The 25,188-nt window shown below is 71.6% G+C and carries 26 protein-coding genes and 1 pseudogene; 6 read left to right on the top strand and 21 right to left on the bottom strand.

Annotated features, from left to right (window positions below; genetic code table 11):
- Genes BM314_RS06390 through BM314_RS06365 form a run of 6 tightly spaced genes read right to left on the bottom strand, consistent with a single transcriptional unit; the run spans position 1 to position 5,842 of the window.
- A complete protein-coding gene (locus BM314_RS06390; protein WP_244539856.1) occupies positions 1 to 1,488 on the bottom strand; it encodes a class I adenylate-forming enzyme family protein in 1,488 nt (495 codons plus the stop codon).
- A 37-nt stretch (positions 1,489 to 1,525) separates the two neighbouring features.
- Positions 1,526 to 2,281, bottom strand: a complete 756-nt coding sequence (locus BM314_RS06385) for a CoA-transferase subunit beta (RefSeq protein WP_207904151.1) — start codon at positions 2,279 to 2,281, stop codon at positions 1,526 to 1,528.
- Positions 2,274 to 3,101, bottom strand: coding sequence for a CoA transferase subunit A (locus BM314_RS06380; protein WP_091977481.1), 828 nt, complete (start codon positions 3,099 to 3,101; stop codon positions 2,274 to 2,276). Before BM314_RS06380 ends, BM314_RS06385 begins: the two co-directional genes overlap by 8 nt.
- 25 nt (positions 3,102 to 3,126) lie before the next feature.
- The gene (locus BM314_RS06375; protein WP_091977480.1) at positions 3,127 to 3,843 is read right to left on the bottom strand and encodes an enoyl-CoA hydratase/isomerase family protein; all 717 of its coding nucleotides are present in this window, start codon (positions 3,841 to 3,843) and stop codon (positions 3,127 to 3,129) included.
- A 10-nt stretch (positions 3,844 to 3,853) separates the two neighbouring features.
- Positions 3,854 to 5,011, bottom strand: coding sequence for a CaiB/BaiF CoA transferase family protein (locus BM314_RS06370; protein WP_091977478.1), 1,158 nt, complete (start codon positions 5,009 to 5,011; stop codon positions 3,854 to 3,856).
- A gap of 15 nt (positions 5,012 to 5,026) precedes the next feature.
- On the bottom strand, positions 5,027 to 5,842 hold the full coding sequence (locus BM314_RS06365) for an IclR family transcriptional regulator (protein WP_091977477.1): 816 nt from the start codon (positions 5,840 to 5,842) through the stop codon (positions 5,027 to 5,029).
- A 278-nt stretch (positions 5,843 to 6,120) separates the two neighbouring features.
- Here BM314_RS06365 and BM314_RS06360 point away from each other — a divergent pair, with 278 nt between their 5' ends.
- Together BM314_RS06360 and BM314_RS06355 are read left to right on the top strand one after the other, a co-directional pair.
- Positions 6,121 to 7,428: an MFS transporter gene (locus BM314_RS06360; protein ID WP_091977475.1), complete on the top strand. Its 1,308-nt coding sequence runs from the start codon at positions 6,121 to 6,123 to the stop codon at positions 7,426 to 7,428.
- Between the two features lie 18 nt (positions 7,429 to 7,446).
- Positions 7,447 to 7,551 (top strand): annotated as a pseudogene (locus tag BM314_RS06355) (integrase core domain-containing protein); the annotation flags it as partial.
- A gap of 210 nt (positions 7,552 to 7,761) precedes the next feature.
- On the opposite strand, the gene urtA reads toward BM314_RS06355, so the two are convergent.
- The 12 genes from urtA to BM314_RS06295 form a co-directional block, all read right to left on the bottom strand.
- On the bottom strand, positions 7,762 to 8,994 hold the full coding sequence (urtA, locus tag BM314_RS06350; RefSeq protein ID WP_091681517.1) for an urea ABC transporter substrate-binding protein: 1,233 nt from the start codon (positions 8,992 to 8,994) through the stop codon (positions 7,762 to 7,764).
- A 176-nt stretch (positions 8,995 to 9,170) separates the two neighbouring features.
- Complete coding sequence (locus tag BM314_RS06345; protein ID WP_042675556.1) at positions 9,171 to 10,007, bottom strand: urease accessory protein UreD; 837 nt, start codon at positions 10,005 to 10,007, stop codon at positions 9,171 to 9,173.
- A gap of 2 nt (positions 10,008 to 10,009) precedes the next feature.
- Positions 10,010 to 10,636: an urease accessory protein UreG gene (gene ureG / locus BM314_RS06340; protein ID WP_091977473.1), complete on the bottom strand. Its 627-nt coding sequence runs from the start codon at positions 10,634 to 10,636 to the stop codon at positions 10,010 to 10,012.
- Positions 10,637 to 10,678: 42 nt separating this feature from the next.
- Entirely contained in the window at positions 10,679 to 12,391 is a 1,713-nt protein-coding gene (ureC, locus tag BM314_RS06335) for an urease subunit alpha (RefSeq protein WP_020095175.1), read from the bottom strand.
- 10 nt (positions 12,392 to 12,401) lie between these two features.
- Positions 12,402 to 13,097, bottom strand: coding sequence for an urease subunit gamma (locus BM314_RS06330; protein WP_091977471.1), 696 nt, complete (start codon positions 13,095 to 13,097; stop codon positions 12,402 to 12,404).
- Positions 13,098 to 13,107: 10 nt separating this feature from the next.
- On the bottom strand, positions 13,108 to 13,791 hold the full coding sequence (locus BM314_RS06325; protein ID WP_056530826.1) for an urease accessory protein UreF: 684 nt from the start codon (positions 13,789 to 13,791) through the stop codon (positions 13,108 to 13,110).
- Positions 13,785 to 14,249, bottom strand: coding sequence for an urease accessory protein UreE (gene ureE / locus BM314_RS06320; protein ID WP_056530822.1), 465 nt, complete (start codon positions 14,247 to 14,249; stop codon positions 13,785 to 13,787). The genes BM314_RS06325 and ureE overlap by 7 nt, the downstream gene beginning before the upstream one ends.
- Before the next feature lie 90 nt (positions 14,250 to 14,339).
- On the bottom strand, positions 14,340 to 15,647 hold the full coding sequence (gene glnT / locus BM314_RS06315) for a type III glutamate--ammonia ligase (protein ID WP_091977469.1): 1,308 nt from the start codon (positions 15,645 to 15,647) through the stop codon (positions 14,340 to 14,342).
- Between the two features lie 76 nt (positions 15,648 to 15,723).
- Positions 15,724 to 17,052 carry an FMN-binding glutamate synthase family protein gene (locus BM314_RS06310; protein ID WP_091977468.1) on the bottom strand — a complete coding sequence of 443 codons (1,329 nt, stop codon included), beginning with the start codon at positions 17,050 to 17,052 and terminating at the stop codon, positions 15,724 to 15,726.
- A gap of 103 nt (positions 17,053 to 17,155) precedes the next feature.
- Complete coding sequence (locus BM314_RS06305) at positions 17,156 to 17,842, bottom strand: GltB/FmdC/FwdC-like GXGXG domain-containing protein (protein WP_091977467.1); 687 nt, start codon at positions 17,840 to 17,842, stop codon at positions 17,156 to 17,158.
- 48 nt (positions 17,843 to 17,890) lie between these two features.
- A complete protein-coding gene (locus BM314_RS06300) occupies positions 17,891 to 18,799 on the bottom strand; it encodes a class II glutamine amidotransferase (protein WP_091977465.1) in 909 nt (302 codons plus the stop codon).
- Positions 18,800 to 18,900: 101 nt separating this feature from the next.
- Positions 18,901 to 19,587, bottom strand: coding sequence for a helix-turn-helix domain-containing protein (locus tag BM314_RS06295; RefSeq protein ID WP_020095167.1), 687 nt, complete (start codon positions 19,585 to 19,587; stop codon positions 18,901 to 18,903).
- A 308-nt stretch (positions 19,588 to 19,895) separates the two neighbouring features.
- Here BM314_RS06295 and BM314_RS06290 point away from each other — a divergent pair, with 308 nt between their 5' ends.
- The 4 genes from BM314_RS06290 to BM314_RS06275 are packed head-to-tail and all read left to right on the top strand — an operon-like array spanning position 19,896 to position 23,236.
- The gene (locus tag BM314_RS06290) at positions 19,896 to 21,350 is read left to right on the top strand and encodes an FAD-binding oxidoreductase (protein ID WP_091977463.1); all 1,455 of its coding nucleotides are present in this window, start codon (positions 19,896 to 19,898) and stop codon (positions 21,348 to 21,350) included.
- Positions 21,351 to 21,409: 59 nt separating this feature from the next.
- Positions 21,410 to 21,829 carry a DUF4383 domain-containing protein gene (locus tag BM314_RS06285; RefSeq protein WP_026605246.1) on the top strand — a complete coding sequence of 140 codons (420 nt, stop codon included), beginning with the start codon at positions 21,410 to 21,412 and terminating at the stop codon, positions 21,827 to 21,829.
- Entirely contained in the window at positions 21,826 to 22,953 is a 1,128-nt protein-coding gene (locus BM314_RS06280) for a hypothetical protein (protein ID WP_244539855.1), read from the top strand. Before BM314_RS06285 ends, BM314_RS06280 begins: the two co-directional genes overlap by 4 nt.
- Positions 22,937 to 23,236 (top strand): hypothetical protein, encoded by a 300-nt coding sequence (locus BM314_RS06275; RefSeq protein WP_056530802.1) that lies wholly within the window; start codon positions 22,937 to 22,939, stop codon positions 23,234 to 23,236. The genes BM314_RS06280 and BM314_RS06275 overlap by 17 nt, the downstream gene beginning before the upstream one ends.
- A 46-nt stretch (positions 23,237 to 23,282) precedes the next feature.
- On the opposite strand, the gene BM314_RS06270 is transcribed toward BM314_RS06275, so the two are convergent.
- The 3 genes from BM314_RS06270 to BM314_RS06260 form a co-directional block, all read right to left on the bottom strand.
- A complete protein-coding gene (locus tag BM314_RS06270; RefSeq protein WP_020095162.1) occupies positions 23,283 to 23,627 on the bottom strand; it encodes a hypothetical protein in 345 nt (114 codons plus the stop codon).
- A 128-nt stretch (positions 23,628 to 23,755) separates the two neighbouring features.
- Positions 23,756 to 24,664: a lysozyme inhibitor LprI family protein gene (locus BM314_RS06265; RefSeq protein ID WP_244539854.1), complete on the bottom strand. Its 909-nt coding sequence runs from the start codon at positions 24,662 to 24,664 to the stop codon at positions 23,756 to 23,758.
- Positions 24,665 to 24,764: 100 nt separating this feature from the next.
- Positions 24,765 to 25,184 (bottom strand): hypothetical protein, encoded by a 420-nt coding sequence (locus BM314_RS06260; RefSeq protein WP_091977458.1) that lies wholly within the window; start codon positions 25,182 to 25,184, stop codon positions 24,765 to 24,767.
- Positions 25,185 to 25,188: the final 4 nt, after the last annotated feature.

The raw sequence follows: 25,188 nt of genomic DNA, 5'->3' as shown, positions 1-25,188 counted from the left end.
TCACCCGGCCGCGGCGCCGGTCCCTCGGGCGGCCAGCAAGCCGCGCAGCGCCTTGCGGTCGGTCTTGCCGACGCCGTTGACCGGCAGCACGTCGAGCTTGCGAATCTGCGCCGGCACGTAGATCCGCGCGAGGTGGCCGCGCACGAAATCCTTGAGCCCCGGCTCGTCGAGGCCCTCGCCCTCCCGCAGCACCACGAAGGCCACCGGCACCTCGCCGAGATCCGCGTCGGGGGCGCCGACCACGCAGCAATCGCGGATGGCCGGATGGGCGGCGAGCTGCCGCTCGATCAGCGCGGGCGAGATGTTCTCGCCGCCGCGGATGATCACGTCCTTGATGCGCCCGGTGATGGCGAGGAACCCGTCGGCGTCGAAGCGGCCGAGGTCGCCCGTGCGCAGCCAGCTGTCCACGATCGGCTGGTCCGCGCTGCCGAGATAGCCGGCCATCAGGGCCGGGCCGGAGATGCGGATCTCCCCTTCCCGGCCGGCCTCGACCGGGCGATCCGTGGCCGGATCGAACAGGTCCACATTCTGGCCCGCGAGCACGGTCCCGATCGTGCCGATGCGACGCCGGCCCGGCGGGTTCATGGTCGAGGTGCAGGTCGCCTCCGACAGGCCGTAGGAGACGAGGAGCGGCACGCCGAAGGCCTCCTCGATCTGCCGGTGCAGGGTCGGGGTGATCGGCGCCGAGCCGCAGCGCAGGAAGCGCAGGCCCGGGAAGCGCTCCCCGGGGCGCAGCAGGGGCAGCATCCGCGCGTAGATTGTCGGCACGCCGGTCATGTAGGTGATGCCGCCAGATCGCAGGCGGTCGAGGGCGGCCTCGGCCTGGAAGCGCTCCATCAGCACGATCTCGGCTCCGGCCAGGAGGGGCACGATCAACTGGTTGTTGATGCCGTTCGTGTGATGAAGTGGCATGACGTGGAGGAGCCGGTCCGCAGGCCCCGTACCGGTGTGACGGAGCACGCCCGCGGCGTTGCAGATCAGGCCTTCGTGGCGCAGCAGCACGCCCTTCGGCCGGCCGGTGCTCCCCGAGGTGAAAAGCAGCATGGCCTCATCCCGCAGGCTGACCTCGGCCGCGAAGGCCGCGCCGTCGGCGAGGCTGTCCAGTGCGCGGACGTCCAGGCCGGTCAGAGCGACGGGCGAGGCGTCGACCTGGGCGACGATGAGATGCCGCATGCCGACGAGCGCCGCCTGCTCGGCCACCACCTCCGGCGCGAGCCCCGGCTCCAGGAAGCAGACGCAGGCGCCGGCCTGCATGGCCCCGAAGTAGGCCGCGATGGCCGCCGCACTCTTGGGCGCGATCAGTCCGACACGGTCACCCTTCGCGATACCCCAGTCTCGGACCGCGCCCGCGGCAGCGTCGATCCGCGCGCCGAGGTCGGCATAGGATACGACGTCGGAGCCCGAGAGCGCCGTGCGGCCCGCCCCCGCATGATCCGCGATGGCCGCGCGCAGCCGCGCGCTGATCGAGTCCGGCATGGCAGCGCTCATGGCGGCGATCTCCTGTCCCGTCTGTCTGCCCCGCGCCCTAGCGCAGGCGGATGCCCGCATCGGCCTCGAACCGGCCCTCTGGGTCGAGGGCGGTCAGCGCCGCCCGCTCCTCCGAGGTCGGCGGGGGCGTCGGGGCGGCACAGTCCGCCGAGAATGCGAAGCCGGTGCGGTCCCGGACCTCGTCGAGGCTCGCCTCCGGATGCCAGGAGGCCAGCACGAGCCGGCCCTCGCGCTTGGTGAAGACGGCGATCGGCGTGACCACGCCGTGCATACCGCCGGCCGCGGTGACGAAGTCGAGGGTTTCGACGAGGGTGCGGCGGGAATGTTCCGTACGCCACGTGACCGCCCGGCGGGCCGTGGGCAGCATCACGGCGCCGCCGCCGCCGCCCGGCAGCCGCACCCGCGGGGCGTGCCAGTCGCCGATGCAAGAGACGTTCGTGCGGCCGAGTCCGTCGACCTGGGCGGCACCCAGGAAGCACAGGTCCATCAGCCCGCGAGTGCAGAGATCGTAGAAATCCTCGTTGGCGAAGATCGCCCGCGAGCCCTCCGCGAGCACCGGGTCGGAGGATGAGATCGGCACCTTCGACGGGTTCGGATCGACCCCGCCGGCGACGTTGATGTAGGTGAACGCGAAGGGATAAGCCCGCTTGGCGAGCAGGCAGGCCAGCATCGGCAGGGCCGAGTTCACGCCGCTGAAGGTGATCTCGTTCGGCCGCACGAACCGGGCGAGGTTGGTGACGATGTAGGAGAAGCCCGACCAAGACCCGGTCACGTTGGACGCAGCCTCAGACATGGGCGGCCTCCCGCGCCTCGGGACCGGCGGCGAGGTGGTCGGCGAGCACGCCCGGGGCATCGGCCATGTAGGCTTCCACGGCCGGGTAATCGATCTCGTAATCCGGCCAGAGCGAGCCGGGCCACGCCCCGTTCGGCACGATGCTCACCGCCTCGACGAGGAAGTGGGGCACCAGCGTCAGCTCGGGCTGCTCGCTGAAGGAGGCGTCCGGGGCGACCCGCTCGGCCACCACGAGCACGCGCTTGGCCGAGCGGCTCATGATCCGGTCCCAGTGCGAGGTCCCGAAGACGCGCACGTCCCCCGACTCGCTGACCTCGTTGGCCTGGATCACCGCGAAGTCCGGCTGGATGCGCGGGATGGCGTAGACCGCCTCGCCGCTGCCGTAGGGGTCCTCGATCGTCGTCCAGCCGTTGAGGGCGGCCAAGTCTGAGCCGTGGATGCCGCCGCAGGGCATGAACGGCACGCCGAAGGCCGCCGCCCGCAGGCCCGCGGTCAGGCTGGCGCAGGCATGCTCCTCCAGGCGGACGGCGCCGGACTCGATCGCCCGGCGGTACCAGGGTGCGAGGCCGAAATTGCCCTCCATGGCGACGATCCCGGCCCTGGCCCGCGACAGGACACCGGCGCGGCAGAGGATGTCGATGTCGTAGCCGGGTGACTGCTTGACGACCTCGAGGTCGCGGCGGCCCTGGCGGATCAGCTCGCGCACGAACGCGAAGGGGCCGCGGTGCAGGAAGCTGCCGCCGAGCGCCAGGGAGCTGCCGTCCGGCACCCGGGCGGCGAGGTCCGCGAGGGGGATGATCTTCTGGGTTCCGGCGCTCACGGGGCCTCCTCCGGTCGGAAACGTGTCAGGCCGCGCGGTAGGCGCGGATGCGGTCCTTCAAGCCCGGGCGCGCGGCCGAGGCGACGAGGTCGGCGAGGTCGTCCGCGCGGGTGTCGCGGGCGGCGGCGCGGTTGAGGGCCGCCCCGGCCCAGGGAGACAGGCGCGTCGCCGCCTCCGAGGCTGCCGCGATCGCTCTGGGCCAGGATTCGGCCGCCGCGACGGCGGTGAGGAACCCGTCGGCCAGGGCCTCCGGGGCGTCGAAGACTCGCCCCTCCTGCAGGACGAGCCGCGCCTTGGAGCCGCCGACCCGCTCGGCGTAGCGCCGTGTGCCGAGCACCAGCCCGAAGGACAGGCCGGGCATGCGGAAGGTGGCGGCTGGATCGCCGACCCGCCGGCCACAGGCGCAGACCACGTCGACCCCGGCGCCGAAATTGCGCCCGTGCGCGAGCGCCAGTGTGTCGAAGGGCGCGTGGGCCAGCGCCTGGAGAAGCTGCTCGATCCGCACGAAACGGAGCAGGAGGTCGCCTTCCGACTGAGCCTCGTAACCGCCGAAATCGAACCCGGCGCTGAAGTTCCGGCCCGCGCCCTTGAGCACGAGGAGCCGGGTCCCATCGCCGCCCGCCGCCGCCACGGCGTCGAGGAGTGCGTCGACTAGGTCGGCCGACAGAGCGTTCATCTTGTCCGGGCGGTTGAGCGTCAGGTTCAGCGTGTCGCCGCTGCGCTCTTTCAGGAGTTCGTCCATGGCGCCGCCCTCAAGCCGTCCGCACGCGGGCCGGCGCGGCGTCGCCGAACAACTCGGCGTTGTGCTGGCCGAGCGCCGGCGGCTCCCGGTAGATCGGGAAGCCCTCGCCCGAGAACTTGAGCGGCGACACGAAGGTGCGCGTCTCGGCTCCGGACGGCAGGCTCAGCGGCTGGACCCAGCCCATGTGCGTGACCTGCGGGTCGGCCAGCGCGTCGGCGTAGCCGTTGATCGGCGCGCAGGGCACGCCCGCGGCGCGGAACCGGGACAGCAGATCGGCACAGGTGAGGTCGGCGAAGTCGCGCTCCAAGATCGCGAGGAGATCCCCTTGGTTCTGCGCCCGCAGGGCGGTCGAGGCAAAGCGCGGATCCGCGGCGAGGTCGTCGCGCCCGATTGCTGCACAGGCGGCGCGATAGAGCGCGTTGTTGCCCGCCGCCATGGCAAAGTACCCGTCCTTGGCGCGGAAAGCCTGATAGGGCGCGTTGCGCGGGTGGGCCGAACCCAACCGCTTCGGGTCGCGGCCGCTACCGAAATACTCGCTGGTCTGGAGCGCGCCCATCGCCAGTGACGACCCGAACATCGAGGCGTCGATGTGCACGCCGGTCCCGCCCGCCCGCACCTGGAGCAGCGCCGCCGCGATGGCATAGGCCGCGTAGAGGCCGGTGCCGAAATCCGAGATCGGTACGCCGCACTTTACCGGCGGCGCGCCGGGTTCGCCCGTGACGCTCATCACGCCGCTCATCGCCTGGAGCGTCAGGTCGAATCCGGCCTCGGCGGAGCGCGGCCCCTCCTGACCGAAGGCTGAGATAGAGCAGTAGACGAGGCCGGGCTGCCCGGCGCTGACGCTCGCGTAGTCGAGGCCGAGCCGCTTCATCACGCCGGGGCGGTTGTTCTCCAGCACCACGTCGGCGGAGCGAATCAGATCCTGGGCACGTACCTTGTCGGTCGAATCCTTCAGATCCAGCGTCACGGAGCGCTTGTTGCGGTTGAGCGACGCGAAGTTCTCGCTGAAGCCCTCGTTGAGGGGCGGCCAAGCCCGCATCGTGTCGCCGCCGTCCGGGTTCTCGACCTTGATGACGTCGGCCCCCATGTCGGCGAGCAGCATGGCGCAAAATGGCCCGGCCGCGACACTGCAGAACTCGATCACACGGATACCGGACAGCGGTCGCATGGGCCTACTCCTCGATCAAGCAACCGCCGCCTGGGCACGCGGGGGCGCTGAGCCTCGGGCATGCCGCGGCGCGGTCGGGGATGAGATGGTGATGGGGTTGTAGCCGAGGGCCCGCGACAGGCTGCGCGCTGCGTCGACGACCGCGTCGCTGAAGCGGCGGAGCGCCGTGGGATTCAGGCGATCGGCCGGCCCGGAGATACCGATCGCCGCGACGGGACGGCCCATGGCATCGTGGACGATCGCGGCAAGCCCGCACACGCCCTCACGCCACTCCCCGCGATTGATCGCGAAACCCTGAATCCGGACCTGCTCGAGTTCCCGCCGCAGGAGGTCGAGGGTCGCGATCGTGCGCGGCGTGTGGACCTGGAGCGTCTCCGGCAGGTGGGCCAGCGCCTCCTCCTGATAAGCGAGCAGCGCCTTGCCGGACGCCACACAATAGGCTGGAGCGCGGCCACCGATCGACGAATAGGCGCGAACCGGCTGGGGGCTCTCGATCTTGTGCAGGTAGATGACGTCCGCCCTGTCGAGCAGCGACAGGTGGATGGTCTCATGGGTTTGATCGGCCAGAGTCCGCATGAAGGGCTCGGCGACCTGCCGGACGTCGATCCGCGCCACAACGGGACTGGCGAGTTCGAAGAGCTTCAAGGTGCAGGCGTAGGTGCCACCGGTCTGGGCGCGTACGTAGCCGGCGGCCACCAGTGTCTGGAGCGTGCGATGCACATTGCTCTTCGTGAGGTTGAGCGCGCGCGCCAATTCGCTGACGCCCCGGGGCGTCTCGCTACCGGCCAAGTGCTCTAGGAGCATCAATCCCTTGAGAAGCGTGCTGTCCATCGTTCCAACATTCGAAACAGCGTTCTGACAGAGGCTAGCTTTGTCGGTCGCGGCTCGTCAAGTGCAGTCTCACAAACGAGCTGCAATAAGATGCCTGGCGCCTCGAATATCTGGCGCGTAGTCACGAGTTCTGCAGGTTTTCCATTGACTACAAGCGACGGCCTTCATAGCATGCCAATTCATGAGACACCGTTCCAAATAATAGAACAGATCGCGTCGTTCTCAGGCCGGCGGCAGCCTTCCGAAGAGAAGGCCGTTTCATTGACGGGAGAGAAACTATGGACGCTTCGGCGCAGCGACCGCCCTCGAAGAAGGATGTCTTCCGCGTAGTGAGCGGCAATTTCCTCGAAATGTTCGATTTTATGGTCTACGGCTTCTACGCCGCTGCGGTGGCAAAGGCCGTCTTTCCCAACGACAACGAGTACGTCTCGTTGATGCTGTCGTTGGCCACCTTCGGGATCGGCTTCTTGATGCGTCCGCTCGGCGCCATCGTGCTCGGCGCCTATATCGATCGCCACGGCCGGCGAGCCGGGCTGGTCATGAGCCTTGCCATCATGTCGGTGGGCGTCGCGCTCATCACGTTCACGCCGACCTACGCATCGATTGGCATCGCCGCTCCCATTCTCGTCCTGATCGGCCGATTGCTGCAGGGGTTCTCCGCCGGCGCCGAATCCGGCGGCGTCTCGGTCTATCTGTCGGAGATCGCGACGCCGGGGAATCGCGGCTTCTACGTGAGCTGGCAATCGGCGAGCCAGCAGGTCGCCGTGGTCTTCGCCGCCGTTATCGGCGTGACCCTGCGCGGCTTCCTGACGGAGGAGCAGATGCTCGCCTGGGGATGGCGCATTCCGTTCCTGATCGGCTGCCTGATCATCCCCGTCCTGTTCTGGATCCGGCGCTCGATGCAGGAGAGCGAGGATTTTGCGCAGCGGGCGAAGCATCGCCGCGTAACCCTCGGCGAGATCTACCGGTCACTTCTCCAGAACTGGGCGATCGTGCTCAAGGCGGTGCTGCTCGTCACACTGACGAGCGTCTTCTTCTACATGATCACGGCCTATACCCCGACCTACGCGCGTCAGGTTCTTGGCCTGAGTGCGCATGACAGCTTCGTGGTCACCGTCTGCGTCGGCGTGGCGAACTTCGTCTGGGTGCCCGTTATGGGGGCGGTGTCGGACCGGGTCGGGCGGCTTCCGGTGCTCCTGACCTTCTCGGTGTTGATCGGTCTCACGGCTTACCCGGTCATGGCGTGGCTCGTGACAGACCCGTCCTTCGGCCGCTTGCTGGCCGCCCTCATGTGGATGTCGTTCCTGTATGGCGGCTACCAGGGGGTGATGGTCGTCACGCTGACCGAGATCATGCCGGCCGAGGTTCGCGCCACAGGCTTCTCCCTGGCCTACAGTCTCGCACAGGCAATTTTCGGCGGCTTCACCCCGGCGATCTGTACCTATCTGATCCACGCAACGGGGAATCGAGCCATGCCAGGCCTCTGGCTCGCTTGTGCGGCCCTGTTCTCGATCGTGGGCGCTCTGACCCTCTACCGCAACGTGCACATCTCCCGACGTGGGACGACGGCTGTCACGCCGGCCTGAGCGCGGACCGGCACAATCGCGCTGGTCGACTCGTTCAATGGCCGCCCGCGGGACGAGTGCCTGAACGCAAACTGGTTCTCGTCGTCGGCCGCCGCGAGGAGCGAGATCGAGGCGTGGCGGCGGCAGGCCAACCCGGCTGGACCACAGCCTGCGTCCCTGGGCGCCTCAAGGCGTCCCAGATCTTCCGACGACGGACACGCGGCGCGGCCCCGTCATCGGCGTCGTCGACCCGCAGGCGGCGATCAAACGCAGCATCGCCGGGTACGACCGACACGCCGAGCCCGTCATCTGGACCCGGCCGGCCACCGATATCCTCGCTGCCGTCAGCCTGGCCTACTGATACCCTTTCGGGAAGGGATCGGGCTTGATCAACTCGGGACTGGTGTAGACGATCTCGAACTGGCCGTCGGGCTTGGCCCGGCCGACCCGCGTCTTCGACCAGAGATGGTGGTTCTCGTCGATCTTCACGTAGCCTTCCGGCGCCCCCTTGAATTCTAGGCCGGGCGAGGCCGCCACGACCTTGTCGACGTCGAAGGTGCCGGCCTTCTCGCAGGCCATCTTCCACAGGAACGGGCCGAGATAGGCCGCCTGCGTCACGTCGCCGATGACCGTCTTCTCGCCCCACATCTTCTTGAATGCGGCCACGAACGCCTTGTTGTTCTCGTTCTGGATCGACTCGAAGTACTTCATGCACGAGTAGGCCCCGGCGATGTTCTCGCCGCCGATGCCGTCGACCTCGTCCTCGGTCACCGAGAGCGTCATCAGCACCTGCTTCGAGAGGTCGATGCCGGCCGCCTTGAGCTGCTTGTAGAACGCCACGTTCGAGCCGCCCACGATCGTGGCGAAGATCACCTTGGGCTTGGTGAGCTTGATCTTGTTGATGACCGAGTTGAACTGCGTGTGGCCGAGGGGGAAGTACTCCTCGCCGACGACCTTGCCCTTGAGCACGGTCTCGATGTGCCGGCGGGCGATCTTGTTGGAGGTGCGCGGCCAGATGTAGTCCGAGCCGATGAAGTAGAAGCTGTCGCCGCCCTTCTCCTTGTGGACCCAGTCGAGGCCGGCGAGGATCTGCTGGGTGGCCTCCTGGCCGGTGTAGAAGACGTTCTTGGACTGCTCCAGGCCCTCGTAGAAGGTCGGGTAGTACAGCAGGCCGTTGTACTGCTCGAAGACCGGCAGCACCGCCTTGCGCGAGGCCGAGGTGAAGCAGCCGAACACGGCGGCGCAATGGTCGTTGACGAGGAGCTTCTTGGCCTTCTCGGCGAAGGTCGGCCAGTCGGAGGCGCCGTCCTCCTGGATGATCTTGATCTTGCGTCCGAGCACGCCGCCGGCGTCGTTGATCTGCTGGATCGCCAGCTTCTCGCCCTGGCTCGGCCCGGTCTCCGAGATCGCCATGGTGCCGGTGATCGAGTGCAGGATGCCGACCGTCACCTCGCTGTCGGTCACTGCCAGAGCGCCGGCCTCGGCGGCCGCCGCGACGCGCGGCAGCGATGCCGCGAGCGGGGCCGCCGCCAGCCCGAGCAGCAGGCGCCGGCGGAGGGTGAAGTGCGCGGGATCGTCTGTCGCCATGGGGGGCAAATCCTTCAGATCGTTCGAGAAGGTGGGCCGCCCCGTCCGCACCGGATCAGCCGTCACGCACGGGATCGTCTCCTTCGGTACATTTCTTCAAAAGAAAAAAAATTTCGCAAGATGAAAACATCGGCAGCCTGCCCATATCGGCGGCGGCGCTCCCGGGCGCCGGCTTCCTATTTGCGGCGGCGGGCCGGGGCGAGCCCGGTCAGCGCCGCGAAGGCGCGACCGGCGGCCGCCTCCAGCCCCGCCGCCAGGGTGCCGCCGTCGGGCGCGAGGAGCCGGAGGCCGAGCCCGGCCGCGTTCGGCAGCGGGCTGAGCCCGGCCCGGCAGCCGGTGCGGTCGGCCGCGGCCTGGACGTCCCCGGGATCCGGCAGGCACGGGGCCGGACCGAGGATGACGAGGGCGCCGTAGGCCCGCCACGGGCCGAGCGGCGAGGCCGGATCGCGGAATTCGGCGCCGGCGATGCGCGCCCGCTCGCGGACCAGGACGGCCCCCGCCGCCGTCTCGATGCCGAGGGCGAGCTCGACGTGCTCGAACGGCCTGCCGCGGCCCTCCGGGTCGTGACACGCAATGCTCTCGGAGACGACGGCACGGGCCCCGGGCTCGAGCGTGACCCGGGTCGAGGCCGAGAGGGCGGCGCCGGGGAACAGGATCAGGGGATCGGGCACGCAGTGGAGGAAGGCATCGGCGCCGACGCGGATCCGCGTGTCCTGGCGGGCCGGCTGGTCGGCGCTGCGATGGACGACCGTGGCGGCCTGGGTGGTGACGTGCGCCGCCGAGCCCGGACCCATCGCGATGTCGAGGCCGAGACGGTCGCCGCGGTAGAGGCCGCCGGAAGCCGATTGCAGGTACAGCGTGATCAGCTCCGGCCGCTGCGGATACAGGCGGAACGGCCTCGTGATGTGGAACGGGTACGGCACGTGCTGGTCGGCGAGCACGCTGGTCCCGCCGCCGCGCACGAAGCCGAGGCGGGCCGTCGCGCGGCGGCCGGTCTGGACGTCGTCGGGCACGGCTAGGGCGCGAACAGGACGGCCCGGCCGATGGCATCCGCCACCGCGTCGATGCCGAGGCCCGCGCGCGCGTTCGTGGCGAGGACCGGCCTGCCGCTTCGGACCCGCGCGGCCTCCGCGAGCATCCCGTCGAGGTCGACGCCGACATGCGGCGCGAGGTCGATCTTGTTGATCACGAGGAGGTCGCAGCGCAGCACGCCCGGGCCGCGCTTGCGCGGGATGTCGTCGCCGCCGGCCACGTCGATCACGAAGATCCACCAGTCCACGAGGTCGAGGGAGAAGGTCGAGGCGAGGTTGTCGCCGCCGGATTCGAAGACGAGCAGCTGCAGGCCCGGGAAGCGCGCCTCCAGCGCGTCGCCCGCGGCGATGTTGAGGGTCGGGTCCTCCCGGATCACCGTGTGCGGGCAGGCCCCGGCCTCCACAGCCTCGACGCGGCGCGGATCGATCAGCCCGGAGCGGCGCAGCCGCTCGGCGTCCTCCTTGGTGACGAGATCGTTCGTGATCACCGCGAGATCGACGCCCCGCGCCCGCAGCACGGGGATCAGCCGCTCGATCAGCGCGGTCTTGCCGGATCCGACCGGGCCGCCGATCCCGATCCGGGCGGCGTTCGCGGGAGTCACGTCGGTCATGGGGAGCGGGGCCGTGAGAGGGGTGGCGGGGTTCGGCGGCGCTCAGCGCAGCATGTAGCGCTGGGCGAGCGGCAGGGTCCGGGCCGGCTCGCAGGTGGCGAGCACGCCGTCGACGAAGACGTCGAAGGTCTGCGGGTCGACGCGGATCTCCGGGCAGGCGTCGTTCCAGAGCATGTCGGCCTTCGTCAGCGTGCGGGTCCCGCGGGCGGGCAGGAGCGCCTTGCGCAGGCCGAGCCGGCCGCCGAGATCGGCCTCGATCGCCAGGGGATGGACGAAGCAGGCCGAGAGCGCCTGCTTGGCGCGCCCGAAGGCGCCCCATTGCGGGCGCATCAGCACCGGCTCGCAGGTCATCAGCGAGGCGGCGGAATCGCCCATCGCGCCCCAGGCGATGAAGCCGCCCTTGATCACGAGCTCCGGCTTGATCCCGAAGAAGGCCGGCCGCCAGACCACGATGTCGGCCATCTTGCCGGGCTCCAGCGAGCCGACATGCTCCTGGATGCCGAAGGTGCGCGCGGCGTTGATCGTGTACTTGGCGATGTAGCGCCTGATCCGGGCATTGTCGCCGAAGCCCGGCCTCTCCTCGGGGAGCGGGCCGCGCTGGTCCTTCATCTTCGAGGCGAGCTGCCAGGTCCGGCAGACGACCTCGTGGATCCGGCCCATGCCCTGGCTGTCGGAGCCGAGCATCGCGATCGCCCCGATGTCGTGGAGCACGTCCTCGGCCGCGATGGTCTGGGCGCGGATGCGGCTCTCCGCGAAGGCCACGTCCTCCGGCAGAGCCGGGTTGAGGTGGTGGCACACCATCGTCATGTCGAGGTGCTCGTCGAAGGTGTTGACCGTGTAGGGGTTGGTCGGGTTCGTTGACGAGGGCAGGCAGTGCGGCAGCCCGGCGACCCGGATGATGTCCGGCGCGTGGCCGCCCCCGGCCCCCTCCGTGTGGTACATGTGGATGGTGCGGCCGCCGATCGCCGCCAGCGTGTCCTCTACGAAGCCCGACTCGTTCAGCGTGTCGGTGTGGAGCTGGACCTGGAAGTCGTAGGCGTCGGCGAAGCCCAGGCAGGCGTCGATCGCCGCCGGCATCGCGCCCCAGTCCTCGTGGATCTTGAGGCCGAGGACGCCGGTCTCCAGCTGCTCCTTCAGGGCGGCCGGCCGGTGGGTGTTGCCGCGCCCGAGGAAGCCGAAATTCACCGGCCAGGCCTCGGCGGCCTGGAGCATGCGGCCGGTGTTGAACGGGCCGCCGGAATCGATGCCGACGGTGATCGGCCCGAGCGAGCCGCCGAGCAGGGTCGTGACGCCGGAGGCGATCGCGTGGTCCGGCAGGCCGGCGGAATCGAAGTGCACGTGCACGTCGATGGCCCCGGGCGTCGCGATCAGGCCCTCGCAGTCGCGCACCGTCGTCCCGGCCGACACGATCAGGCGCGGGTCGACGCCGTCCATGATCGCCGGGTTGCCGGCCTTGCCGAGCGCCACGATCCGCCCGTCCTTGATGCCGAGATCGCCCTTCTGGATGCCGAGGACGGGGTCGATCACCACGACGTTGCAGAGGAGGAAGTCGAGCGCGCCCTGCGCGGCGGTCACCCCGGGCGCCATCCCGATCCCGTCGCGCAGGGTCTTGCCGCCGCCGTGCAGGCACTCGTCCCCGTAGACGGCGTGGTCGTGCTCGACGACCGCCACCAGGGAGGTGTCGGCGAGCCGCACTCCGTCCCCGGTGGTCGGCCCGTAGAGGGCGGCGTAGTCGCGGCGCGGGATCGTCACCATGGCACTCTCCCTAGGCGCCCTTGAAGCCGCGGGCCTTGGCGCGGGCGAGGGCCGCCGCCCGCGCCGCGTCGTCGGGCAGGGTCCCCTGCGTCAGGTCGTTGAGCCCGGTCAGCTCCCGGGCGCCGCCGAAGCCGACCAGCGTCACGGTCTTGCGCTGGCCCGGCTCGAAGCGGATCGCCGTCCCGGCCGGGATGTCGAGGCGGTAGCCCAGGGCCGCCGCCCGGTCGAAATCGAGCGCCCGGTTCACCTCGAAGAAGTGGTAGTGCGAGCCGATCTGGACCGGGCGGTCGCCGGTGTTGACGACGTCGAGGGTGACCCGCGGGCGGCCCGCGGCGAGCTCGATCGCGCCGTCGGCCGGCAGGATCGCGCCGGGCTCCAGGGTGTCGGCGGGGGCGCCCGCCCGGGCGCGGACCGGCTCGTGGACCGTGACGAGCTTGGTGCCGTCCGGGAAGACGCCCTCGACCTGCAGGATCGGCAGCATGGCGGCGATGCCCGGCATCACGTCCTCGGTCGACAGGATCGTGGAGCCCCAGCCGATGAGGTCGGCGACGCTGCGCCCGTCGCGCGCGCCCTCTAGGATCTCGTCGGTGATGAGCGCCACCGCCTCCGGGTAGTTGAGCTTGAGGCCGCGGGCCCGGCGCTTGCGGGCGAGCTCGGCCGCGGTGAAGATCGTGAGCCGTTCCAGCTCGGTGGGCGTGAGCAACATCACCCGCTCCCTAGTTGGCGAACAGGCGCAGGTCGGCGCGCGCGTGCCGCATCGCGGCGACCTCGATCAGCGGCGTGAAGCCCGTGAGGACGATCGCGCCGTCGGGGTCCTCGGTCACGGGCCGCTCGGCGATCTCCGCAACGAGCGGCAGCACCGTCTGGAGGGCCTGCTGGCCCTGGATGGCGCCCACCTGACCGAGCCGGACCGTGGCCGAGACCAGGCCGGAGACGAGCTGGTAGCCGGCGACGGCCGCCGCCTCCGCTTCCGACAGGCCCAGCCCCCGCCACAGGGCGCCCTGCACGGTGGCGAGGTGCCCCAGCATGAGCCCGGACCGGATCGCGGCGCGGATGTCCCCGGCACCGGGCGTCGCGAGCCGCGCGTGGGTGGTCAGCAGGGAGGCGCCGTTGCGCCGGCTGCCGGTGCGCATCGCCTCGACGAGGGTGGCCGCCTCCACGGCGGCGTCGATGCGGCCGAGCCGGGCCGGATCGGGGCCGGCGCGGTGGGCGAGGATCAGGGCGACGCGGTCGCTCTCCGCCCACCGGAAGCGCACGAGAGCCGTGAGCGTCCGCGTCAGGCTCCCCGTGTCGAAGGCCGGGTCGCCCGCGACGAGTCCCTCGATCCCGTTGGAGAAGGCGAAGCTCCCGCTCGGGAAGGCGGCGTCGGCCTGCTGGAGGGACAGGAGCCGGCTCAGCACGGCGCCGCCTCGTCGAGGATGGTGTGGGTCACCTGCCGGTCGGTGACGAGGGCGCCGAGGCGGACGAGGTACGCGTCGGCCGGTCCGTCCATCGCCACCAGGAGGGCGCCGTCGGCGAAGCGGACCCGCCAGTGGAGGTTGCCGGCGTGGTAGCCGAGCTCGAGGGCGGCGGCCTGGCTGTCCGGGACGAGGCGGAGCCAGCGCTCGGAGCCGACCCGGGCGACGAGGGCGCGGTCCGCGTCCAGCGCCAGCACGGCCCCGTCGAAGAGCGGCTCGTCCCGCGGCAGGGCGAGGGCGATCTCCTCGCCGGACTGAGTGGTCGCGCGGATCCGCCGCCGGGCGACGTCGGTGCTCGACACGACGAGCACGTCCACCGCGCCGCGATGCGCGAGGTGGTGCAGGCGATGCGCCATCTCGGCGTCCTGCCGGCTGCCCAGGATACGATGGATCACACGCATGTCGGTCCGCGTCCCGCTCCCCGTGGCCAGGATTGAACTGGGCCTTGCAAGAGCCGGTCCGCCGTTCGGCGCGTCACCGGCAGCACCGGCTCAGACATCGAGCGTGGTCTCGCGCTCCCAGGCGGTGAAATGGGCGCAGTAGCTGTCCCACTCATTCTGCTTCAACTTGAGGTAGGCGACGGAGAACGCGCCGCCCAGATTGTCCCGCAGGGCCTCGTCGGCCTCGAAGGCGCGCAGGGCGTCCAGCAGGTTGAGCGGCAGGCGCGGCGCGCCGGTGACGGCGTGGCCGTCGCGGTACATGTCGACGTCGCTGTGCGGCCCGGGATCGGCCGCCGACGCCAGGCCGTCCAGGCCCGCCGCCAGGATCGCCGCCTGGAGCAGGTACGGATTGGCCGCCCCGTCGGGCAGGCGCAGCTCGAACCGGCCCGGCCCGGGCACGCGCACCATGTGGGTTCGGTTGTTGCCGGTCCAGGTCACGGCGTTCGGCGCCCAGGTCGCGCCCGAGATCGTGCGGGGCGCGTTGATGCGCTTGTAGGAATTGACCGTCGGGTTGGTGATCGCGGCGAGCGCGGGCGCGTGCCGCATGATCCCGCCGAGGAAGTGCCGGCCCCGGGTCGAGAGGCCGAACGGCATCTCGGGATCCGCGAAGGCGTTCACGGTGCCGGCATTGTTCCACACCGAGACGTGGCAGTGGCAGCCGTTGCCGGTCAGCCCCGGGAACGGCTTCGGCATGAAGGTCGCCCGCAGGCCGTGCCGCTCGGCGACCGAGCGGACCATGAACTTGAAGAAGGCGTGCTTGTCGGCGGTGGCCAGCGCGTCGTCGTACTCCCAGTTCATCTCGAACTGGCCGTTCGCGTCCTCGTGGTCGTTCTGGTAGGGCTTCCAGCCCAGAGCCAGCATGTGGTCGCAGATCTCGGCGATCACGTCGTAGCGGCGCATCAGCGCCTGCTGGTCGTAGCAGGACTTCTCCGCCCGATCGTGGTGATCCGAGATCGCCGATCCGTCCGCGCTCAGCAGGAAGAACTCGGCCTCGACGCCGGTCTTGACCCGCAGACCCTCGGCGGCGGCCCGCGCCACCAGCTGCTTCAGCACCACCCGGGGCGCCTGGTCGACCGGCGCGTCCGCCATGGTGCAGTCGGCCGCCACCCAGGCGACGTCCGGCTTCCAGGGCAGGCGGATCACCGAGGCGGCGTCCGGCATCGCGAACAGGTCGGGATGGGCCGGCGTGAGGTCGAGCCAGGTGGCGAAGCCCGCGAAGCCCGCGCCGTCGCGCTGCATGGCGCCGATCGCCTGCGCGGGCACCAGCTTGGCGCGCTGGCAGCCGAACAGGTCCGTGTAGGAGATCATGAAGTACTTCACGCCGTGCTCGGCGGCGTAGGCGGAAAGGTCGGTCGTCACGGCAGCCCCCTGAGCGCGGATCGGGTGGGGGCCGGCCGCGCCCCGTTCCGGCGCGACCGGCGGGGTTTGAAGGGCCCTAGAAGCCCGCTTTGCCCGGGTACCAGTCGGTCCCGGCCAGCGGCACGCGGGCCATGGCGGCGGCCTCGAGCGTCAGCGCCACGAGATCCTCGGGCTCCAGATTGTGCAGGTGGTTGTGGCCGCAGGCGCGGGCGATCGTCTGCGCCTCCAGGGTCATGACCTTCAGGTAGTTGGCGAGCTTCCGGCCGGCGCGGACCGGGTCGAGGCGGGCCGCCAGCTCGGGGTCCTGCGTGGTGATGCCCGCGGGGTCGCGGCCCTCGTGCCAGTCGTCGTAGGCGCCCGAGGTGGTGCCGAGCTTGCGGTACTCCTCCTCGTAGGCCGGGTCGTTGTCGCCGATGGCGACGAGCGCCGCGGTGCCGATCGAGACCGCGTCGGCCCCCAGCGCGATCGCCTTGGCGACGTCCGCGCCCGAGCGGATGCCGCCCGAGATCACGAGCTGCACCTCCCGGTGCAGGCCGAGATCCTGCAGCGCCTGCACGGCGGGCCGGATGCAGGCCAGCGTCGGCTGGCCGACATGCTCGATGAACACGTCCTGGGTCGCCGCCGTGCCGCCCTGCATGCCGTCGAGGACGACGACGTCGGCGCCGGCCTTCGCGGCGAGCGCGGTGTCGTAATAAGGCCGGGCGCCGCCGACCTTCACGTAGATCGGCTTCTCCCAGTCGGTGATCTCGCGCAGTTCGCCGATCTTGATCTCGAGGTCGTCGGGGCCGGTCCAGTCCGGATGGCGGCAGGCGGAGCGCTGGTCGATGCCCTTGGGCAGGTCGCGCATCGCGGCGACCCGGTCGGAGATCTTCTGGCCGAGCAGCATGCCGCCGCCACCGGGCTTCGCGCCCTGGCCGACCACCACCTCGATGGCGTCGGCGCGCCGGAGGTCGCGCGGGTTCATGCCGTAGCGGGAGGGCAGGTACTGGTAGACGAGGATGTCGGAATGGCCGCGCTCCTCGTCGGTCATGCCGCCGTCGCCGGTGGTGGTGGAGGTGCCGGCCAGGCTCGCGCCGCGGCCGAGCGCCTCCTTGGCGTTAGCGGACAGGGATCCGAAGCTCATGCCGGCGATGGTGATCGGGATCTTCAACGCGATCGGTTTCTTGGCAAATCGCGTGCCGAGGGTGACGCCGGTCCCGCAGGTCTCCCGGTAGCCCTCCAGGGGATAGCGGGACATCGAGGCGCCGAGGAACAGCAGGTCGTCGAGATGCGGGAGCTTGCGCTTCGTGCCGCCGCCGCGGATGTCGTAGATGCCGGTGGCCGCCGCCCGGCGGATCTCCGCCAGGGTGTGGTCGTCGAAGGTCGCCGACTTGCGCGGCGGCATCGGCGGGTTCTGGTAGGTCATGCCCGGTCTCCCGCTTGAGCCGCTCCCGATCGGGAGCGGCTTTAAGTCCTTGATTCGACGCGCTCGCTCGCGCCGAACCGGTATCCACTCCGGCGGCGCGCTCTCAGTAGGCGTCGGCGTTGTCGATGTTGAAGCTGTAGAGTTTGCGGGCCGAGCCGTAGCGCCGGAACTCTTCCGGCCGGACGTCCGCGACCCCGGCGCGGTCCAGCAGGGCCGCGAGGTGCGCGCGGTGCTCGGGGCGCATCGGCTTCTCGATGCAGTCGGCCCCGAGGCTCTTCACACTGCCGCGGACGAACAGCTTCGCCTCGTAGAGCGAGTCGCCCAGCGCCTCGCCGGCATCGCCCAGGACCACGAGGGATCCGGACTGGCCCATGAAGGCCGACATGTGGCCGATCGAGCCGTGCACGACGATGTCGATGCCCTTCATGGAGATGCCGCAGCGCGAGGCCGCGTTGCCCTTGATGACGAGGAGGCCGCCGCGCCCGGTGGCGCCGGCATATTGCGAGGCGTCGCCCTCGATCACGACGGTGCCGGACATCATGTTCTCGGCGACGCCGGGGCCCGCCGAGCCCTGCACCGTGACGGTGCCGCCGTCGTTCATGCCGGCGCAGTAGTAGCCGACCGAGCCCCGCACCGTGACGGTGACGGGCCCGTCGATCCCGACCGCCACCGCGTGCTGGCCCCGCGGGTTCAGCACCTCGAATTCGGTGTCGTTGGCGCCCGGAGCGACGCCGTGGAGGGCTTGGTTCAGGGCGCGCAGGGGCGTCGCCGCCAGATCGAAGACGGGCATGGGCGAGATCCGTGACGAGATCCGTGACGAGAAGGCTGCGGGGGCGGCTCAGGCGGCCCGCCGCTGATCCCAGAAGTAGACGGTCGCCGGCTCGGGCTCCCAGACGCGGGCGGATTCGATCCCCGGCAGGCCGACGAGCGCTCGGTATTCCGAGCCGAAGGCGACGTAGCGCTCGGTCTCGGCCATGATCGCCGGCTTGCAGGCGATCGGGTCGCGCAGCACCCCGAAGCCGGACTTGGTGCCGACCACGAAGGTGAAGAACCCGTCGAGATCCGTGAGCGCCCCCGCGAGCGCCGCGCCGAGGTCCCGGCCCCGCGCCATGGCGGTGGTGAGATAGGCCGCCGCGACCTCGGAATCGTTCTCCGTCTCGAAGGCCATACCGTCCCGGGCGAGGCTCCGGCGCAGGTTGTTGTGGTTCGACAGCGAGCCGTTATGCACGAGGCACTGGTCGGCGCCCGTCGAGAACGGGTGCGCGCCCATCGTGGTCACGGCCGATTCCGTCGCCATCCGGGTGTGGCCGATGCCGTGGGTGCCCGACATTCCGGCGATGCCGAAGCGCGCCACCACGTCCTTCGGCAGGCCGACCTCCTTGTAGATCTCCACGCTCTCGCCCGCGCCCATCACGCGCAGATCGGGCGCGAGGCCCTTCAGGGCGTCGCGCGTCGCGGCGAGGCGGTCGGACGCCACGGTGATGACCGCGTGCGAGCTCTTCACCGCCGCCCGCGCCGAGCCGCCGGAGGCCTCCGCGAGGCGCTGCTCCAGGGCGGGAAAATCCGCCTCCGGGCGTGCCGACTGCACGGTGATCTTCGACAGGCCGAGGGCCGGCGGCCGGTAGATCGCGAGGCCGGCCGAGTCCGGCCCCCGATCCGTCATGGTGACGAGCATGTCGGCGAGCAGCGCGCCGAGCTGCGGCTCCAGGGCGGGGTCCTTCAGGAACAATCCGACGATGCCGCACATGGCACCACCTCCGTCGCGGGTTCGCCCGGAGCATAGGCGGCCTGCGCGGCGGAAATCAACCCTCAAGAAATAAGATTTCTTCCTGAGAACAACGCGGCCCGTCAGCCTGTGCGGCCCGACTGTGGATACGCGATCACCGAGAGGTAGCGGGCCGGCAGCACGAGCAGCTCCGCCGGCCCGTGCGGGGCATCGGCGTCGAAGAACAGGCTGTCGCCGGGCTGCATGTGGAAGTGCCGGTCCCCGTGCCGGTACAGCACTTCGCCCTCCAGCATGTAGAGGAACTCCAGGCCGGGGTGCTGGAAGGTCGGGAATACGTCCGAATCGGTCGTGAGCGTGATCAGATACGGCTCGACCGTCACGCCGCTGGTGTTCTCGTGGATGTGCCCGAGCAGGTTGTACTGGTGCCCGGCCCGCGTGCCGCGCCGCTCCAGCTCGATCCCCTCCCCGGCCTTGACGAAGACCGCGTTGCGGACCTCCTCGTAGCCGCGGAAGAAGCCGGTGATCGGCATGCCGAGCGCCTGGGCGAGCAGCTGCAGCGTCGTCAGGGACGGCGAGATGTTGCCGTTCTCGATCTTCGACAGCATGCCGGGCGACAGGCCGGTCGTCGCGGCGAGGTCCGCCGAGGTGATGCCGAGCCGCTTCCGGCGCTCGCGCACCGCGTGGCCGATCGCGCGCTCGAGGTTGTTCTCGCGCGGCTCGCGGACGGCGTGCGGATCCTGCAGCAGGACCGGCTCCCGCTCCGGCCGCGGGGCCTCCCCTGCCGTCCGGTTCGAAGCGCCTGACGGCATGGCGGATCTCCCTCCTCGGCGATCGTGGGCTCCGGCCAAGCGGGTCCTCCGCCGCCGTGCCGTGGCCCCGGACGCCTGTCAACGTCGCGATCCGCGACCCGTCGAGGAATCGCGGTTGAGGACGGATCGGCGCGCGGCGCCGACGGCCGGAGCGCGGACGCTCGACCGCGCCGGGGGCGGCGTGGCACCGTCCCGGCCGGCGGCGCACCGCGCTCCGTGCGTGATCTCACGCCGCCGGATCCGAACCCGTCGCAGGGTTGGCCGGCGGGGCGAGCCGGTCGCCCCGCCGGCGCGAATCGAGGGTGGGCATGGCCGGGACAGGACCGAGCAGGCGCGGGATCCTCGCGGGCGGCGGCGCCGCGGCGGCGGCCGCGCTGCTGCCGCGGGCGGCCCGGGCCGCGCCGCGGATCATCCTCAACGACGCGAGCGGCCTCAACCCGACCCCGGTGACGCGCCACGCCCTGCTCCCGACGGGGTCGACCGATGCCCTGATCGAGGCCGTGCGCGCCGAGATCCGGGATGCCGCCGCCGCCGGCCGGCCGGTCGCCGTCGGCGTCGCCCGCCATTCCATGGGCGCCCAGAGCCTCGCCCGCGACGGGACGGCCGTGACCCTGGAGGGCGGCCCAATTGAGCCCGACACAGCCGCCGGCCTCTACCGGGTCGGGGCCGGCGCGCGCTGGTCGCAGGTCATCCGGCAGCTCGACCGGATCGGCTACTCGCCGACGGTCATGCAGTCGAACAGCGATTTCGGGGTCGGCTCGACCTTCTGCGTCAACGCCCACGGCTGGCCCGCGCCGCACGGCCCGTTCGGCTCCACCGTCCGCGCCCTCCGCCTCGTCCTGGCCGACGGCAGCCTCGTGACCTGCTCCCGCGAGGAGAACGCCGAGCTGTTCGGGCTGGCGATGGGCGGATACGGCCTGTTCGGGATCGTGGTCGACCTTGTGGTCGAGATGGTGCCGAACCGCCTCCTCACGCCGACCTTCGCGGTGATGCCGGCCGCGGATTTCGCGCCGGCCTTCGCGGCGGCGGTGGCGCGCGACGCGCGCCTGCGGATGGCCTACGGCCGGCTCTCGGTCGCGCAGGCCGGCTTCTTCGACGAGGCGATCCTCGTCACCTACGCGGAGGCCGAGCACCCGCCGCAGGTGCTGCCCGCGGCGGCCGCCCAGGGGGCGTTCTCGGCGGTCTCGCGGGAGATCTACCGCGCCCAGGTCGGCAGCGAGTTCGGCAAGCGCGCCCGCTGGATCGCCGAGACCCGGCTCAACCCGACGCTCGATCCCGGCCTCGCCACCCGCAACAGCCTGATGAACGAGCCGGTGGCCAACCTCGCCTCGCGCGACCGCAGCCGCACCGACATCCTGCACGAGTACTTCGTCCCGCCCGAGCGCTTCGACGCGTTCCTCGCCGCCTGCCGCGAGACCATCCCGCGCTCGGGCTGCGACTGCCTCAACGTCACCCTGCGCTACGTGGCGGCGGACCCGGACTCGGCGCTGGCCTACGCGCCGGGCCCGCGGATCGGCGCGGTGATGTCGTTCTCGCAGGGCCTCACCCCCGGCGACGAGGCCGCGATGATGCGCATGACCGAGGCCCTGATCGAGCGCGTCGTGGCGATCGGCGGGGCCTATTACCTGCCCTACCGCCTGCACGCCCGGCGCGACCAGATGGCCCGGGCCTATCCCAGGCTCGACGCCTTCGTGGCCGCCAAGCGCCGCTACGATCCGGGGCTGCTGTTCCGGAACGCCCTGTGGTCGACCTACATGGCCTGACCGCGCCCCGGCACGGATCCGCCTCGCGCGGGCCGCGCGTGCCGACTCAGGAGACGCCCATGAGACCCACGCCCCCGCAGGTGGCCGCCCTCGCCTTCGCGGCCATCCTGCTGTTCGCCGCCGCCACCGACTACGTCCCGGCCTTCCGGGACGCGGAGGGCCGCGTCTTCGGCCTGTTCCGGCTCGACGTCTACAAGGACGCGCTCCACCTCGCCTCCGGCCTGTGGGCGCTCGCCGCCGGCCTGTGGTCGCGCTCCGCCGCCGTGACCTTCCTGCGGGCCTTCGGGGCGATCTACCTCCTCGACGGCGTCGTCGGCGTGCTCACCGGGTCGAGCTTCCTCGACCTGTCGCTGTTCCTGAAGGGCTTCCAGGACAGCCCGCTCCTGTCCAACGGCCCGCACCTGAGCCTCGGCCTCGCCGGCGTCGTGCTAGGCTGGTGGCCGTGGCGCGCCCGGACCGCGGCCGGGGTCGCCGCGTGAGCCCCCGGCCCCCCCGCCGCCGGCGACGGGTCGTCCGCTGGGCGGTCGCCGGCCTCGCCGTTCTGGCCCTCGCCTGCGCCCTGCCCGTCGCGGCGATCGAGGGGGGCTGCACGGTCAGGCCCGATCCCGCCGGGCCGGGGCGTTCGGCGGGCGGCTCGCGCTTCGGGATCGCCCCCGAGGGCTACAAGCGCGCGGCCGGCGACAGCTACCTCACCTTCCCCGAATGGGACATCGTCCACGCCTACGCGGACCTCGCCGGGGTGACGCGTTCCGCCTCGGAATCGGCCTTCGACTACTGGGCGGCGACGACGGGCTTCTGGACGAGCCTGTGCGGAGCGACCCGGGCGGCCGGGCGCACCGGCGACGTCACCGCGGGCCAGAAAGTCACCAACTACGTGATCGGCCTGAGCTTCACGGCCGAGATGCTGATCCAGGGCGCCTACGAGCGCACCCTCGGGGCGCTGACCGCGCGGTGGCGGGGGCCCGAACCGACCGACGAGGACCGGTTCAACGCCCGGCTGCTCGCGGATTACGCCGCGTTCCTGCGCCAGACCCCCTGGTACCGCTACCCGTTCGACGCGGAGCTGTCCCGGCTCTGGCACGAGGTCCCGTTCACGCCGTCCCTGCGGGCGGTCGAGCGGCGCGGCGCGCTCACGCTGCAATACGGGGTGAAATGGGCCTACGCCCAGGGGATCGCGTGGCTCGCCGGGATGGACCCGGCCGGCCTGACGATCCGCAGCGTCGTGGCGGGGCTCGATGCCGGCGACGCGGCCGCCGACCCGCGCATCACCCTCCTCGGCCCCGTCCCGGCTGGCGACGGCGGCCCGGCCGCCCTGATGGAGACGCCGCGCTACCGGGCCTTCACGGAGATCGTCCGGGGCCTCGGCGCGCGGGGCCGGACCGTCCTGGAGATCGCCGGCAACCACCGGATCCTCACCACCGTCCTCCTGCCGCCGGGCCGGACGGTCACCCTCGCCGGGGCCGAGCCGCTGTTCGCGATGCCGATCCAGTCCGAGCCGGGCTGGCAGCGCGTCGGCTACGACACCGCGGTGGAGCAGCTCGTCGCGCAGATCCGCGCCGTGGAGGCCGCGGGGGGCCGGTTCGAGCATGCCTACGATTACTGATCGGCGCCCGCGGCGCGGCCTGCCGGTCGGCGCCGTCGCGGCGGCGCTCGCCGGGGGGCTCGGCGTGACCGCGCTGACCGCCCTCGCGGTCCAGCCGGAGACCGTGGTGGCGCTCGGGAACCCCGCCGCCCTGGCGGCCGCCGACGACGGGGCCCTGGTCTCGTCCGGCCGCGCGTACCTGGTGCTCCGGCCCGCCGCGCCGGGCGCGGTCCGGCGCCTCTACGCGGGCGGTGCCTGGCTGGTCCTGCCGGCGCCCGGGACCGGCTGCCTCGGCGTGCGCTGAGGACAGCGCCCGCGGGGCGGCCGGAGGGCCGGCCGCGGGCCGGTGCTCAGTAGGGATCGGAGCGCTCGAGGATCTCCTGCCCCATCAGCACGCAGCTCCCGGGCATCGGCGCGTAGATCAGCCGGATCCGATACGCGCCCTTGTAGATGCTGCCCTCCACCTCGATCACCTGGAAGCGCCGCGTCCCGACCAGGGACGCGACGGTGCCGACGGACCGGACGGACGCGGGATCGACCGTGGCCCGCGCGTCGCCGTCGCTGTGGAAGCGCAGCAGCTTGAGGGCCTGCCGCTCGGCGTCGGCTGCGCAGGGGGGAATGGGGGCCGCGACCGCGGCGGTCGCGGCCAAGCCCGTCACGGCGATCAGCGGCAGCGCCCGCAGGATCCGTCTCATCGGCACGCGACTCCGTATTCGTGGACCTCGGGCAGTTCGCCGTCGCCCGTCGTAGTCACCGAGAGCGTGCCGGCGGCCCCGGGCCGGCGCAGGGGCCGGATCAGGCGCGGGGGCGTGCGGTCCCATCGTCACCGGCTGCTCGGGGCGCCCGCAGGCGCGGGCGGGGTCGGTCCCGGGGCCGACCGGGCCGCCGGAACCGGGTCGGGCGGCGGATAGGCGGGGTCGGTCAGGCAGGCCGAGAGCCAGGTCTCGGCATCGGCGTCCGGGGCCAGCTCGACGTCGAGGACGGGCCGAGGGCCCGCGGGTGCCGCTGCCGCGCCGGCGGCGGCCGGGGCGGCAGGCCGTGCCCAGCGGCCGTCGGCGTTGTCGGGACCCGGGCATTCCGCGTCGTCGCCCCCGCCGATCGTGCAGGTCGCGACCGTGCGCGCGGCGCCGTCGACGACCCGCGCGACCGTGCGCGTCTCGGAGGTGTGGCCGCTCGCCCAGTCGTCGGACAGCGTGCAGACCCGGTCGCCGTTCTGGTAGCGCCGGCTGCCGAAGCACCCGTAGACCCGGTCCCGCCCGATGGGGAGGAAGTCGCACGCCGCGTCGAACCCCGCGAAGGGGCCGCCGGTGAACCGCGCCGCGAAGGCCCGCTGCCGCAGCGCCGCCGCGATCCAGTGCGGTCGGGCCGGATCGCTCTTCGAGCGGCCGGACAGGTCCTCGGTCCGTGCCCGGATCGCCTCCAGCACGACGGCGCGCGCGTCGGTCGCGTCCAGGTCGCCGAGCCACGTGTCCCGGGCCGCCACCCAGCGCTTCTGGCTGGCGATCAGCATCGCGCGGATCTCGGCGTCGTCCGTGCTGTGCAGGAGGCCGGAATAGGCCGCACCCAGCGCGGCGTCCGCCTTCCGGAGCGCCGGGTCGGCGCAGATCATGCGCTTGAGCGGGCTGGCCGCCTTCCGGCAGTCGATCGCGCGGGCCGATGACGGCGCCAGGAGGGTTGCGGCGAGGGTCGCGGCGAGGGTTGCGGCGAGGGTGGCCGCCGGGAGACGCGTCACGGCCGGCCCCGCACTGAGCATCGCCCCGAAGCTCGCACCGGACTGCGCATCGGAACCTCGCCTCTGGGCCGCGTGCCTGGAGCCGGTCGACATCGGGGGCCTACTGCGCCGCGGCATCGACGATGCGGCACAGGTTCTGGTCGACGTCCTGACCGATCTGGCCGGCCTGCACCATGAACAGGGCGTCGACCCGGCTGCCCGCCCCGGCCTTGCGCACGACGACCCGCAGCGTCTGCGGTCGCCCCGAACCGGATGTCTCCTGTTGGGCCGTCAGGGTGCCGAGCGCCTTCTCCACGTGCACGCCCACGAACCCCTCGGCCAGGACCGCCCGCGTCACCCGGTCGAACGCGGCCCTGGGGCTGACCGAGGGGAAGATCATCCACGTCTTGTAGGTGATGGCCTGGAGCATCGGCGTCCCCTCGCTCCGGTAATGGTCGCGGCACGTCTCCGCCGCGGCCGCCGGGAGCGCGAGCGTCGACAGGATGGCCGCGTAGACGAACGCGTTCCGCATCGATCCCATGGGG

Origin of the sequence: Methylobacterium sp. 13MFTsu3.1M2, from assembly GCF_900112625.1 — a bacterium.
Taxonomy (GTDB): domain Bacteria; phylum Pseudomonadota; class Alphaproteobacteria; order Rhizobiales; family Beijerinckiaceae; genus Methylobacterium.
Note: the sequence above shows the minus strand (reverse complement) of the source record. Positions and strands in the feature narration are given on the sequence as shown.